Here is a 13,157-nt window from a genome sequence, read left to right on the forward strand (position 1 = left end):
TGCACCCGTATACACTGTAGGTATTACTCGATATAAATTGTTTAGATTTTGAATTTGTAACCTAATGATTTATAAATCATTAATTAGTTGTAGAATTCAGGTTTTTCTGGAAGTTCGATTTTCTCAATGCCACCAGAGTATTTTGCTTTCACACAAGCATCGATCGTTACAGATACGCAGTAGCCGTCCCATGACGTTGGGCCTGTTAATTGGCCAGCACGAGCGCCATCAATCCATTCTTGGAATTCAACGTCGAAGGCGTCAAAGAAGCGGTCTTTCCAATCTACAAAAATTTCTTGTTGTAGTGTCGCGTTGGTACGAATCACAGTTGTCGCAGGATCAGGAAGGGCAGCAACACCTTTCTCACCGGTAATCTGACATTGAATATCGTAGCCATACTGACAGAATACGAAGCTCTGAACCGAGATATGAACACCAGATTTAGTACTTAGAATCATGATGTGTGGATCTTGTAACTCTGGCTCAGAAGAGATTTGAGTTTTACGAGGAAGAATAACCTGTGCTGTCGCGTAGTCTTCATCCAATAGCCAGCGAAGAACGTCTGCTTCATGAACGAATGAGTCAGTAATCGCCATGTCACCACTAAACCCTGGTGCTTCTGGTGCATGGTGCCAGGCATTTAGCGTTAATGGCTCACCAATGATCTTTTGATCAAGTACGGATTTGAGCTGGCGGTATGATTTGTCGTAACGACGCATGAAGCCAACCTGAACAAGGCGCTTACCGCAAGCCATTTCAGCATCAATGATACGGCGACAGCCTTCTTCCGTTACTGCTAATGGCTTTTCACACATTACGTATTTACCAGCTTCGATTGCTGCTAGTACGAACTCTTCGTGAGTTGGACCCCAAGATGCGACAACAATTGCATCGACCATATCGGAATTGATTAGGTCAACACCATTATCAAAAACTTCCGCTTCAATATTTTCTTGAGTCAGCCATGAGCGTACTTGGTCATTATTCACGTCAAATACTGCGGTCACATGAGCACCAGTGAGATAGTTCACACGTTTGATGTGCTCTTTACCGATAGCACCAACACCAATTACACCTACTTTTAGATCAGTAATGTTTAAAGACATGATATTCATCCTTAATTATGTTTTTGTGCGGATAGTGATTTTTTTGTTTCACCATTCAGACTTTGATTATTGAATTAGTAAGTAACTTACTCATTTACCGATAATCTGGAGGCTAATATAGCATTCGCGTTGCCAAGCAAATGTGAAGTAGAACTTAAAATGGAATATTTATTTTGCTTTTTATTTAAAGTGAACGTTCTATTTCATTAAATCGCTGACTTAAAAGTAGAGCGTATAGCTAGATATAACGGTGTCTGCCGCACCTAAACAGAGTAATGGGGTAAGGGTATTCTCTTCAATAAACCGCTTGTTCAAAATGTGATCTTAAGCTGAAAGGAGAGTAAGAAAATTCTGATTGTGTGGCCTCGCAAATAGTCACTCAGTTGCGCAATAAGGCTTGTTTTCTGGACATGACGGGTTTTCGCAGTGAATTTATAGCAGCGAGAATATTTTTATTGATTCTAAATACGGCGTATATGGGACGCTATTTATTTATACCTACCCATGGTTGGCCTACATTATACAGGTACGATGGTTCAGACGACGACCAGAAGCTAAGTGTTATCAGTCACCTGGTTGCCTTCAAGTTATCTTTCGATGTGAAAATTTCATTTCATAAAATGTGTTAATAGCGGCTGGGCATCATTTTGTGATCTATGTTCAGTTGTGAAGGGAAAAATCTTAAAGAAGACTCTACATAAGGGCATTAGCCGATCTTTATCATTGTTTTTGAAATCTTCATTTCATATTATGAGTTAAATTGAAATGTAAAGCCCATTTGGGAAGTGCACATTAATACGCATAAGGAACAGTTGAATGTCTAATCTACTATCGAAATATCAAGCGTCTCCATCTGACGGTTGTACTCAAAACATTACCCCAGAAAATGCTGATTGGGGATATGTTGGATTTAAAGCTTATGAGTTAAAAGCAGGTGAAAGCCTTTCTCTGCCAGCTTCAGAAGTAGAGACTTGCCTGGTATTGGTTGCTGGTAAGGCAACTGTGGTGACGGATTCGGCAACATACGAGAATATTGGTGATCGCATGTGTCCATTCGAGCGCAAAAAACCTTATGCAGTTTATGTGACACCAAGTGATAACTGTGAAGTGAAGGCATTGACAGATATTGAGCTGGCAGTATGTACCTCTCCAAGTAAAGGCACTTATCCTACTCGATTGATTGCACCAGAAAATATCGATGCTGAAGCGAGAGGCGTTGGTAACAACAAACGCTATGTTCACAACATTCTTCCTGACTATGCCGAAGCAGACACATTGCTGGTTGTGGAGGTTTACACTGATGAAGGCTGCACAAGTTCCTTCCCGAGCCACAAACACGACACGGCAAACGAGCCTAATGAGACGTACCTGGAAGAAACGTATTACCACCGACTAAACCCAGAGCAAGGCTTCGTTCTACAACGTGTTTATACCGATGACCGCTCATTAGACGAGTGTATGGCTGCTTATAACAAAGATGTTGTGAAGGCACCGAAAGGGTATCACCCTGTTGCGACGATTGCGGGATACGATAGCTATTACCTCAATGTTATGGCCGGCCCTTCACGTAAGTGGTTATTTACTTGGGAAGAAGACCATAACTGGGTTAATGGCCCAGAGTATGCGGCAAAACATGATTAATCTGCGATAGAGCAGGGCGATTTTGTCTCGGCTCCAACTGAATCACGAAGAATAAATCCGCCCCAGAAGCCATGATTTTCATGGCTTCTTTGCTCTTATCGATAATGAAAATACCCACCAACGATGGCTGAGTGAACACCTGCTCAGTACTCCCTTTTACTTTTAGAAGAAGACTGTTATGGATACGACAACTCGAATCATACCTGCGAGTAAACATATCGCGTTAGTTGCGCATGATAACTGTAAGGCTCAACTCCTGAAGTGGGTTGGCGCAAAACAAGATCAACTGAAACCTCACACACTTTATGCCACTGGTACTACGGGGCATATGATCCAGAAGAATACCGATTTAACCATTATTAGCATGATTAGCGGTCCAATGGGCGGCGATCAGCAAATTGGAAGTCTCATATCTCAAGGGAGTCTGGATATGCTGATCTTCTTTTGGGACCCGCTAAACTCGGTGCCACATGACCCTGATGTTAAGGCGTTACTTCGTATTGCCAGTGTGTGGAATATTCCTGTTGCCACAAATCAAGCGACGGCGGATTTTTTGTTTGCATCTGAGTGTATGTCGGGAGAGGTGGAAATCGAAATTCCTGATTATGAAAAATATTTGAGTAACCGGACCTAGCCTTTTCCTCAAACCCTGAATAAGAACATCGGTTATAGGAAATGAATGAAATGGAAACAAAAAAGCAGAGTAAGAATACTCTGCTTTTAGGTATATGAAGGACTCAAGAATTCTATCGATACTGATAGTGAGAGTAGATTTACACCACGCCCATGGACGCGAAAATTAAAACAACACCAGTCGCAACGACAGGAATCGCCAGCGTACAGACAAAAATATCTTTGTACGAATCGCGGTGAGTCATGCCACAAATCCCAAGCAGTGTAATCACCGCGCCATTATGAGGGAGTGAATCTAATCCGCCGCATGCTATCGCTGCAATACGGTGTAAAGACTCAAGACTAATCCCTAACTCCAGTGCTTTTTGAATATAAACCTGGCCAAGTGCATCCAACGCTATACTCAGGCCTCCTGAGGCTGACCCTGTAATACCTGCAAGTAAACTTGTCGACATCGCAAAGGATAAAAGTGGGGTTCCTGGTATCGAAAGTATCCCTTCTTTAACTAATTCAAAGGAGGAGAGCGATTTGATCACGTTACCAAACCCGACAGCGGCGGCGGTATTCATGATCGGCATGATGGAGCTTTCACCGCCTTCGTTAAGAGAAAAGCGTATGTCCTTCATGTATTTCTTAAACAATAAGAGTGCGACGATAATGGCGGTGGTTAGCGCGATGATAAGGCTCCACATGCCATTGACTTTTTGCAGCGTAGTATCGTAGTTGGCAAGGTAACTGGTATCGACACTTGGGAAATAGAAAGTCACGATCAGAAAGTTTAAAACCAGCACGATAACGATCGGGATAAAGGCAATGGTCGCTGAAGGAATGTTGTTATTCTCTTCGCTATCGTCACATTCCGACTCATCGTGAATGCCATAACCTTCTCCGTTTGTTCGAGCAATAGCTTCACGGCGTTTAAGCCAAAGCATGCCCAAGCCAAACATGGCACCGGCACCAACTAATCCAAGCGCTGGCGCAGCGTATGCCGTGGTACCGAAAAAAGGCATCGCGATGGTATTTTGGATTTGTGGTGACCCTGGTAAAGCGGTCATGGTAAATGTGAAGGAGCCTAGCGCAATCGTTCCTGGAATCAGACGTTTAGGCACATTGCTGTCTTTAAATATTTGAGCGGCAATAGGGTAGACTGCAAATACCACCACAAACATCGATACACCGCCGTAGGTCAACACCGATACGGCGAGCACCACGGCTAAGATCGCATTATTGCTCCCAACCTTATTCACTATGACTTTAGCGATTGACTTTGCAGCGCCAGAGTCATCCATCACTTTGCCAAAAATCGCACCAAGCAAAAAGGCCGGAAAATAGAGTTTTACATAGTTTGCTGCGCTTAACATGAAGACTTCTGTATAACTGGCCATCATGTACGTTCCGGCAGAAAACAGAGCAGCAACTAATGCCAAAATAGGTGCTAACCAAATGACTGACATGCCTCGGTACGCGAGGTACATCAACAAAACTAACGACAGCAATATGCCCAATATTCCAACGTCCACGGTAATCTCCAATATGTAATCAAATGTTATTTCCAAAATGTGGGTAAATTGAAACATTCATTTTATATTAAATAAAGTGAAAGATTGAGTTCATGTAGGTAAATCATCCGATATATTGATCAAAGACAGTAAAACACTAGATAAGGCGTATTTGGATTGTTCATTCTTCACATAAAATGAAAAATTCATTTCAATAAGTTTGTTTCGAATGGTACGTTTAAGAGCAAGTATTTCATCTACTCTTAGAATTCACGACCAATGTAATGATTAAGGAAATAGAATGAGCGCAAGAATCGTATTACCAAGGATTATGCATGTAGGCAAAGGGGCATCACTTCAGGCTGCGGATGTAATGGCAAGCGTAGGTGCATCTCGACCGTTAATTGTCACCGATAAGATGATGGTTCAACTAGGTTATGTAGCAAAAGTTCAAGAGGCGCTAATTGCCCAGGGCATCGAGGCTTCCGTATTTTCTGATACGATTCCAGAGCCAACAGTAAGCTCAATCGAGGCAGGTGTACAAATGGTACGTGAAGGAGGATTTGACTCCATTATTGCTATTGGTGGAGGAAGTCCAATCGACAGTGCCAAAGCAATCTCAATTGTTGGTAAATTTGGTGGGCAAGTAAGAGATTACAAATTCCCTCGTGATGTTAGCGAAGCCGGGCTTCCGATCATTGCCATTCCTACTACTGCCGGAACCGGCTCTGAGGTCACTCGCTTCACGGTGATTACAGACGATCTACATGACGAAAAAATGTTGTGTTCTGGCCTTGGATTTATGCCTATCGCTGCGCTGGTGGACTACGAACTAACTATGTCACTTCCTCCACGCGTCACTGCTGACTGTGGCCTGGATGCGCTGACTCATGCTATTGAAGCGTATGTTAGTCAAAAAGCGAACCAATTCTCAGATACTCAAGCTCTGATCGCGATGGAAAAAATTGGTAAGAGTATTCGTCAGGCTTATCACAATCCAAAAGATGAAGCCGCGCGCTCTGATATGATGTTTGGTGCGACGTTGGCTGGAGTGGCATTCTCTAATGCATCAGTGGCATTAGTGCATGGCATGAGCCGACCGATTGGTGCGTTTTTTCATGTTCCTCATGGCTTATCAAATGCAATGTTGCTACCTGCTATCACCGAGTTTTCCATTCCAAGCGCTGAACAACGTTACGCAGAGTGTGCTCGCGCTATTGGTGTTGCTTCTATGTCTGACACCAATGCAATTGCATGTAAGAAGTTAGTCAATGAACTGCGTGCACTAAATACAGAGCTATCCGTTCCTACGCCGTCTCAATATGGTATTGATAAAGAGCGTTTCTTTGAGCTTCTATCGACCATGGCGCAACAAGCACTAGATTCTGGGTCACCAGGTAATAACCCTCGCGTTCCTTCTTTAGAAGAAACTATCGAGCTTTACAAAACGGTTTGGAATGAAGGCGAATAGAATAGTCCGAAGTCGACAATCGATTACCGACTAAGCCACACGATTTCAAATCATGTAGCGCGCTCTTCCAAATTGCTTTCCAGCAGCTGAAGAGCGCGTCTATCACCCTAAGCCTGCTTACTCTTGCCTAACTTACACTCACTGCTTTGCCACTCAGTATTACTTCTCTTTACTCGTTGAGAGATGGTGCTTTCCTGCAATTTTGCCCACTTATAAACAAACTTTTCATTTCAAGCTCGCCCAATTACGTAATGTATTTTTCTTACAAGAAGGCATTTCGGCTTAATTTTTGGCTGTGCGCTTACACGGCCTGGCATTCTTTAGCTGAAAAAGTGCTTTGTTTTCGTTGTCCTGAACGCCATGAAACATAGCTTCGGCAGGCTTTAAATTGAATTGTCCAATAAATTCAATTGATTATGTTTTGGTGTGGAAATGTTTATTTTATTTACCTGTAAATTTAAAATATCTATTGCATTTTGTGTGAGATGGATCTATATTTACTCTCGTTGATGTAGGAAACTTACAAACATTTGGAGAATAAATTATGTACGCAGCTATCGCATATAACACTTACCACATGGTTAAAGACGCTCGCGAGAATCAAGTCGCTTCAGAAGTCGAAGCCGTGAAGAAAGAGAAAAAGCGTTTTTCATTTAAAGCACTTTTCAACAAAGCAGTACTAGAACCACAAACAACTCAAACTGTATAAGGAATAACGATATGTACGGAGCAATCGCATACAACACTTACTACATGGTTAAAGACGCGCGCGAGAATCAAGCTGTCTCAGAAGTCGAAGCGGTGAAGACAGAGAAAAAGCGTTTTTCATTTATGGCTTTTTTCAAAAAAGCAGTACCTGAACCACAAGCAACCCAAATTTTATGAGGAGAATGATATGTACGGAGCAGTCGCTTACAACGCGTACTACATGGTAAAAGACGCGGAGGAAAACCCAGAAACCAATAGCATTAAGATGAAAGCGGACCAAAAGTCTTTAGCGTTTCTTTTTAATGAATTTGTACAAAACAACATACCGATGTTGACCAAGAGTAACGGTAGTGAGTTGTATTTACTGCTACTTCTGGTGACATCATTTACAGTGTTACATGGATAAAAGTTAATAAAAACAGCTGATTAAATGATTTTTAATTTAGAGGTATATAAAAAGCTTACCTCGTATGCTGTCAGTAGTTTAATAGATAAATAGGCAGTAATACTTCGCGGGAATAGTGGAAAGTTGAGTAGTCTACCCGACTAGGGTGTTAAGGCGAGTCTCAAAGCTGGTGGCACTATGACCAAAGGACAGCACAACAGTCAGGTGAACTAAAACGCCAATGTTAGTGTTGATGATGAACTTAAATTACCACCAGATAGAAGCAGCAGGGCAGAATAGTGGCACAGTCCACTATGAAATACTGGATGTACTGCGAGAAGAATCATAACGTATCTCTCCCAAAACACGACTCGCCAGAGTCTGTTCATTTCCAATTTAATCAAGGACGTTCCTGCTGTCAGTCATTGTAGCGAACACCAACCACTCACATTGAATTAAACGCTCTGACTTCAGTGTACAGATTCGACGAGTACAGCGTTTCAGCACACCTAAAAAGTGTCCTTATTTCAAAATACTTTTCGTGGTCCTTAAATATTACCCTTCACTCCCTTAGAGAAACCAACCTAGTTGTAAAGGACTTACTCTGTTTCTAGCTGACGTATGTTTCTTTTTGTGATCTGGCGTTTCAAAAGTGTAAATTAAATTTTTCATATATATTGAAAATGAAAAATTAATTTCATAGAATGGTTTCGTTCGATAAGGAAAAGCAAACCTGACATCAATAAACGAAGCTCAATTTGACGTTAGAAACCGCTTTTTAAAACAGAAATAGCCATAAGTACAACGCGAAACAAGTCGCTCAGTCAGTCTAAAATAGGAGTTGGTCATGGAGACTATTCATAACTATATCGGTGGAAGCATTCAGGAAAGCCAAAGCGGCAAATTTGCTCCAGTTTTTAACCCAGCTACTGGTGAACAAATTCGCCAAGTCGTTCTTAGCTCAAAGAGTGAAACGGAACTGGCAATTGAATCTGCTGCTAAGGCATTTCCTGCATGGTCGAAAATGTCGCCATTAAAACGTGCTCGAATCCTATTTAAGTTCAAAGAGTTAATGGAAGCTAATATGGACAAGCTTGCCAAAACGATTTCTACTGAGCACGGAAAGGTTTACTCAGATGCAATGGGCGAGCTAACTCGAGGCCTGGAAGTGGTTGAGTTTGCTTGCGGCATTCCTCATCTTCAAAAAGGTGAGCATTCAGCTAACGTGGGTACTGGTGTTGATAGCCATTCACTGATGCAACCACTAGGCGTTTGTGCGGGCATTACTCCGTTTAACTTTCCTGCGATGGTTTCAATGTGGATGTTCCCTATTGCACTTGCGACTGGTAACACATTCGTTCTAAAACCGTCAGAAAAGGATCCAACAACTTCTTTGATTCTGGCTGAGCTACTTTCTGAAGCGGGTCTTCCTGACGGCGTGTTTAATGTAGTGAATGGCGATAAAGAGTCGGTAGATGTACTACTAACGGATCCACGTGTTCAAGCGGTTAGCTTTGTTGGCTCAACACCAATTGCTGAGTACATTTACTCAACGGCATCAGCACATGGTAAACGTTGTCAGGCTTTAGGCGGCGCTAAAAACCACTGTATCTTAATGCCAGATGCAGATTTGGATATGGCAACGAATGCAATTATCGGTGCAGCATTTGGTGCGGCTGGTGAGCGTTGTATGGCTCTTTCAGTGGCAGTAGTCGTTGGTGACGAAACAGCGGATCACCTTATCGATAAACTGCGTACCGGCGTTGACAAAATGACCATTGGCCCTGGCATTGTCGAAGGTAAAGAGAATGATATGGGGCCGGTGATTTCTCAAATTCACAAAGAGAAAATCATTGGTTACATCGACTCAGGTGTAGAGCAGGGGGCTGATCTGCTTATCGATGGTCGCTCTTTGAGCGTCGATGGTTTTGAAAATGGATACTTTGTGGGTCCAACGTTGTTCGACAATGTGTCACCAGAGATGACTATCTATAAAGAAGAGATCTTTGGCCCTGTGCTTGCGATTGTTCGTGTTCCGGACTTTGAAACGGCTATCCAACTGGTTAACCGTCATGAATATGGCAATGGTACGGCAATATTCACTCGTGATGGTGAAACGGCACGTCAGTTTAGTGAAAATGTCCAGGCTGGTATGGTAGGTATCAACATCCCAATCCCAGTACCAATGGCATTCCACAGCTTTGGTGGTTGGAAACGTTCTGTTTTCGGTCCATTAAATGTGCACGGTAATGACGGTGTTCGTTTCTACACAAGAATGAAAACAGTATCTAGCCGCTGGCCTGCAAGTGATGTTCGCCTAGAGCAACACTCAAGCTCATTTAATATGCCAACATTAGGCTAATCAAACCTTTTATCCGTTTTGGTAGGGCATGGTAGGGGCCCGGATGGGTTAGCGCGTGGCAGAGCGCGCTACCTTTTTTTTCTTTTTGCTGGCGAATCGCCAGCTTTTTTTATGCCATTAAGAATATTTCCAGGGTTTGTAGATTCACTATAAAGGCTGGTTAATCTCCCGTTGCCTAAACCCAAACCTATGCCTGTTACTGCACTAAGCAATTTTGTATCTCATCCCGCTATGACCGCATACTCTATTGTCCAACCTTGGAATGAGCAACGTATCAACGCTGCTTGATTTTATTTGCTTATATGGCCGCTTGGGCTTCCCAATACATGATAAGTTCTGCTATTAATGTTAAAAGTAACAATACTTTGACATAGGATGGGTTCACACAGGGTGTCAGTTGTCTATTCTATCCAATGTGCCAGATTCAATAGATTATAATAACGTGATTTGCAGATATTTTGGTGCTATAAATCCTTTCTTAATGTGGGGTTAAGCTTTGGCTGGGGATATGAAAGTGGCAAGAATTGTTATTGTAATCACCTTGCTGATGCATGGTGTGTTTTTCATTGCGCTAAAGAATGTATGGCTCCAAGGTAGCGATCGTCACATCATAATGTTCACTGCAGTATGGTTTTGTGGTTCAGTAATATCTTTAATCAGGCTGCGTAAGGCGATTAAAGTTCAGAGTCTTACTTCACTTTTTGATAAAATTGGAAGTGCTGCTTTGTGCGTTATTACGCTTATTCCACTCGGTGTGGGAGCTTATTTATTCTCATCGCTATGAATAGCGTCGATTTGAGGTGGTTTCTGGCAGCGCTCATTTTTAGATACATCAGAGGCATTTTCTCAAGAGTAGATAATGGAACTTCAGCAGATAAATAAAAAACAACTTCATCAATTGATCGCTGGTACATCGGCTATAGACATTGAGTTTTGTAACGGTTCTATCCCACCAAAGCATGTTCTCAATCGTTCAGTTCAACACGCTCAAAACGCGATGGCTGATATATGGTCATTACCTTACATGATGTTATCCCAAGATCATGTCGTTGGTTTTTGCGGCTTTAAAGATGCTCCCAACGCTGGTGAGGTGGAAATTGGATACAATGTTGCGCTACAACAACAAGGTCGTGGGTTGGCAAAGTCTGCCGTTAACCAACTTTGCAATTTAGCGTTCGGCTCTGGCACCGTTGAAAACGTAGTTGCTTTGATTTCGTCAACGAATCTGGCTTCACGGAATGTTGTCAATGCTAATAATTTCGTGTTTACAGGCATGGTGGTTGATGATGATAACGAAGAACTCGAAAAATGGGTGCTAAACAAATCGCTTTGGATATAACACGCATTTGAGGGTGACGCCCAAGGCATGGGTTTAAAATAGCAATCCTATCTACGGTTTAATGGGTTAGGGGGAATGTCTACTTCACCACTATCAAAAATAGATTAGCCAGCTAAACCTATTGTTGTGACACCGATAGAAAGCCAACCAATCGGCTTTTTCGCATATAGCATTGATAATATCGATGCCGTGGCCATAGCCAGAGTGGCAGTCGGGGTCGATGTCATTCGAAACCACCAGTCGATCGTACTTTAATTCTATTGCCACACTATTGGCGCTATAACTAAAGGCATTTCTTAACACATTTTGTATCACGACATGGGCCAGTATTTTATTCACCGATTTTGAATTGAGACTGTATTGAACCGACAGTATGTCAGCCTTGTCTGTTCTTAACTGTTGTAAGCAGTAGTCCAGACTTTCTTGCAACGACAACAATTCTACCTGCTCGGTTTTGGACTCTCGGCTAATAGAAAGAAAAGTGTGAATTAATGCCTGCATATCTTTATTTGCACTTTCAATTCTACTCAACGCTGGCTGCGCTTTAGCAAGATCCGGTGAGTAGGCGATGACTTCCAATGCCCCCTGTATAATAGTGACTGGCGTTCTGAGCTCATGGCTGGCAAACCGGGTAAAGTTGTGCTCTCGCTCGACGAATGCTCGTATTCGCTGAAATGCGTTAGTAAAACTCCGACTCAACTGACCTAGCTCATCTTGCCTATCCAATACAGCAGGAGGTGAATCAGGGCTGGCACATTCAATATTTTTCTGCAGAGTGGTGATGGGCTTAACAATAATCCGGGTGATGTAAAGACTGGCAATGAGTCCTATGCCCATTAACGCCATTACACCGATAACAACATAGTATTTGAGCCTACTCTGATAAAGGCTTCTCTCTAGATCTTTCTCAGGGAAATAGAGCAGATAAAGCAAGCCATCGGAAAATGGAGAACTGACTACTTGCACGTGCACTTTCGGGTGTTCAATTTCGAATACCCCTTGTTCTGTTAAGCCTGACAAATAAAGTGGTAAGCCTTTATCCGACCCCACAAAGCTGGAAAACATCGGAGAATTAACTTTGACCAGGCGACCTTTTTTGATGGAATCATCTAATAAGAAGCGCATTTGCTGATTCAACTTTTGATTGACCAGGCTGTCTGTGTGCAGTTGCGCGTTAATCCAAGCCATTAGTAAAAGGCTAAGGGTTAATAATAAGACCAGCCCCATAATCAAAGCGAAAACTCGGTTATAAAGCCGTTTTTGAAAATATTGACTAGTTAATCTCATTGAGGCGATAGCCCTTTCCTCGTACGGTTTCCAGCAATCCTTCAGGCAGTACCTTTCTCAGCCGATAAATATGTGTTCTCAGAACACTACTATCGATGGTCTCACCATGCCAAAGTTCGTATTCAAGATCTTGTTTATGTACGATACGAGGAGCGGACAGCAGTAGGGTTTTTAATAGTTTGAACAACAATGGGTCCAGCTTTAATCGGTTGTTTTGAAAGAAAGCTTGTTCTGTTTCGGTGGAAAGGGTTAAACCGGAAAAAGTGATCTCGTGACTTCTGCCACCTTTGGATCTTAATGTGAGCGCCTCGAGCCTTGCCAGTAACTCCTGCATAGCAAATGGTTTGACTAAGTAATCATCGCCACCTGCTGCGAAACCAGCCAGTTTATCTTCCAACGTATCGCAAGCGGTGAGAAACAAAATAGGCAGGTGTTCACGACCTTGCTCCCGTATTTTCCTGCACGTAGACAGCCCATCTAAGCCAGGCATCATAATATCCAAGATCATCACGTCGAATTGGTTCTCGGATAATAACTCGAGAGCTGCTTGTCCTGTGTAAGAAAAATCTACCGAGTGACCCATTATTTCAAGGTATTCACCAATATTCGCCGCGATTTGAATACTGTCTTCGACGATCAATACACGCATCCATCTCCTCCGAAAATCAAATGATGTGCATGGAAAAAGGCTACCTGAGGGGTTAACCATCAGGTAGCCACAGTTAG

Annotated in this window: 13 protein-coding genes; 9 read left to right on the forward strand and 4 right to left on the reverse strand. The window is 42.5% G+C overall.

The genetic code is table 11. The features are described 5' to 3' along the window. Positions 1–83: 83 nt before the first annotated feature. On the reverse strand, positions 84–1,106 hold the full coding sequence (locus tag L9Q40_RS21045; RefSeq protein ID WP_014232084.1) for a Gfo/Idh/MocA family protein: 1,023 nt from the start codon (positions 1,104–1,106) through the stop codon (positions 84–86). An 816-nt stretch (positions 1,107–1,922) separates the two neighbouring features. Between L9Q40_RS21045 and iolB the strand changes: the two genes are divergently transcribed. Continuing rightward, positions 1,923–2,747 (forward strand): 5-deoxy-glucuronate isomerase, encoded by an 825-nt coding sequence (gene iolB, locus L9Q40_RS21050; protein WP_014232083.1) that lies wholly within the window; start codon positions 1,923–1,925, stop codon positions 2,745–2,747. A 178-nt stretch (positions 2,748–2,925) separates the two neighbouring features. Next, positions 2,926–3,381 (forward strand): methylglyoxal synthase, encoded by a 456-nt coding sequence (locus L9Q40_RS21055; protein WP_065299827.1) that lies wholly within the window; start codon positions 2,926–2,928, stop codon positions 3,379–3,381. A gap of 139 nt (positions 3,382–3,520) precedes the next feature. On the opposite strand, the gene L9Q40_RS21060 is transcribed toward L9Q40_RS21055, so the two are convergent. Further along, positions 3,521–4,900, reverse strand: a complete 1,380-nt coding sequence (locus tag L9Q40_RS21060) for a GntP family permease (RefSeq protein WP_014232081.1) — start codon at positions 4,898–4,900, stop codon at positions 3,521–3,523. Between the two features lie 280 nt (positions 4,901–5,180). Between L9Q40_RS21060 and L9Q40_RS21065 the strand changes: the two genes are divergently transcribed. From L9Q40_RS21065 to L9Q40_RS21095, 7 genes are all read left to right on the forward strand, one after another. After that, positions 5,181–6,350: an iron-containing alcohol dehydrogenase gene (locus L9Q40_RS21065; RefSeq protein WP_014232080.1), complete on the forward strand. Its 1,170-nt coding sequence runs from the start codon at positions 5,181–5,183 to the stop codon at positions 6,348–6,350. A 544-nt stretch (positions 6,351–6,894) separates the two neighbouring features. Beyond that, positions 6,895–7,059 carry a hypothetical protein gene (locus L9Q40_RS21070; protein ID WP_162889686.1) on the forward strand — a complete coding sequence of 55 codons (165 nt, stop codon included), beginning with the start codon at positions 6,895–6,897 and terminating at the stop codon, positions 7,057–7,059. 11 nt (positions 7,060–7,070) lie between these two features. Then, positions 7,071–7,235 (forward strand): hypothetical protein, encoded by a 165-nt coding sequence (locus L9Q40_RS21075; protein WP_020336440.1) that lies wholly within the window; start codon positions 7,071–7,073, stop codon positions 7,233–7,235. A gap of 10 nt (positions 7,236–7,245) precedes the next feature. After that, positions 7,246–7,464 carry a hypothetical protein gene (locus L9Q40_RS21080; RefSeq protein WP_498794522.1) on the forward strand — a complete coding sequence of 73 codons (219 nt, stop codon included), beginning with the start codon at positions 7,246–7,248 and terminating at the stop codon, positions 7,462–7,464. Between the two features lie 826 nt (positions 7,465–8,290). Next, positions 8,291–9,805 (forward strand): CoA-acylating methylmalonate-semialdehyde dehydrogenase, encoded by a 1,515-nt coding sequence (locus tag L9Q40_RS21085; RefSeq protein WP_014232078.1) that lies wholly within the window; start codon positions 8,291–8,293, stop codon positions 9,803–9,805. Positions 9,806–10,313: 508 nt separating this feature from the next. Continuing rightward, entirely contained in the window at positions 10,314–10,589 is a 276-nt protein-coding gene (locus tag L9Q40_RS21090) for a hypothetical protein (RefSeq protein ID WP_065299824.1), read from the forward strand. A gap of 75 nt (positions 10,590–10,664) precedes the next feature. Then, positions 10,665–11,144 carry a GNAT family N-acetyltransferase gene (locus L9Q40_RS21095; RefSeq protein ID WP_498794524.1) on the forward strand — a complete coding sequence of 160 codons (480 nt, stop codon included), beginning with the start codon at positions 10,665–10,667 and terminating at the stop codon, positions 11,142–11,144. A gap of 93 nt (positions 11,145–11,237) precedes the next feature. Here L9Q40_RS21095 and L9Q40_RS21100 read toward each other — a convergent pair whose 3' ends face one another. Continuing rightward, a complete protein-coding gene (locus L9Q40_RS21100; RefSeq protein WP_498794526.1) occupies positions 11,238–12,332 on the reverse strand; it encodes a sensor histidine kinase in 1,095 nt (364 codons plus the stop codon). 85 nt (positions 12,333–12,417) lie between these two features. Further along, positions 12,418–13,080 (reverse strand): response regulator transcription factor, encoded by a 663-nt coding sequence (locus tag L9Q40_RS21105; protein WP_498794528.1) that lies wholly within the window; start codon positions 13,078–13,080, stop codon positions 12,418–12,420. Positions 13,081–13,157 lie beyond the last annotated feature (77 nt).

The organism is Allocatenococcus thiocycli (assembly GCF_921292965.1).
Lineage (GTDB): Bacteria > Pseudomonadota > Gammaproteobacteria > Enterobacterales > Vibrionaceae > Vibrio > Vibrio natriegens.

Excerpts from the sequence above, each read along its gene's own strand:
- L9Q40_RS21045 (WP_014232084.1), bottom strand. The coding sequence starts at position 1,106 with ATGTCTTTAAACATTACTGATCTAAAAGTAGGTGTAATTGGTGTTGGT.
- L9Q40_RS21080 (WP_498794522.1), top strand. The coding sequence starts at position 7,246 with ATGTACGGAGCAGTCGCTTACAACGCGTACTACATGGTAAAAGACGCG.
- iolB (WP_014232083.1), top strand. The coding sequence starts at position 1,923 with ATGTCTAATCTACTATCGAAATATCAAGCGTCTCCATCTGACGGTTGT.
- L9Q40_RS21085 (WP_014232078.1), top strand. The coding sequence starts at position 8,291 with ATGGAGACTATTCATAACTATATCGGTGGAAGCATTCAGGAAAGCCAA.
- L9Q40_RS21095 (WP_498794524.1), top strand. The coding sequence starts at position 10,665 with ATGGAACTTCAGCAGATAAATAAAAAACAACTTCATCAATTGATCGCT.
- L9Q40_RS21100 (WP_498794526.1), bottom strand. The coding sequence starts at position 12,332 with ATGGCTTGGATTAACGCGCAACTGCACACAGACAGCCTGGTCAATCAA.
- L9Q40_RS21055 (WP_065299827.1), top strand. The coding sequence starts at position 2,926 with ATGGATACGACAACTCGAATCATACCTGCGAGTAAACATATCGCGTTA.
- L9Q40_RS21090 (WP_065299824.1), top strand. The coding sequence starts at position 10,314 with ATGAAAGTGGCAAGAATTGTTATTGTAATCACCTTGCTGATGCATGGT.
- L9Q40_RS21105 (WP_498794528.1), bottom strand. The coding sequence starts at position 13,080 with ATGCGTGTATTGATCGTCGAAGACAGTATTCAAATCGCGGCGAATATT.
- L9Q40_RS21070 (WP_162889686.1), top strand. The coding sequence starts at position 6,895 with ATGTACGCAGCTATCGCATATAACACTTACCACATGGTTAAAGACGCT.
- L9Q40_RS21065 (WP_014232080.1), top strand. The coding sequence starts at position 5,181 with ATGAGCGCAAGAATCGTATTACCAAGGATTATGCATGTAGGCAAAGGG.
- L9Q40_RS21075 (WP_020336440.1), top strand. The coding sequence starts at position 7,071 with ATGTACGGAGCAATCGCATACAACACTTACTACATGGTTAAAGACGCG.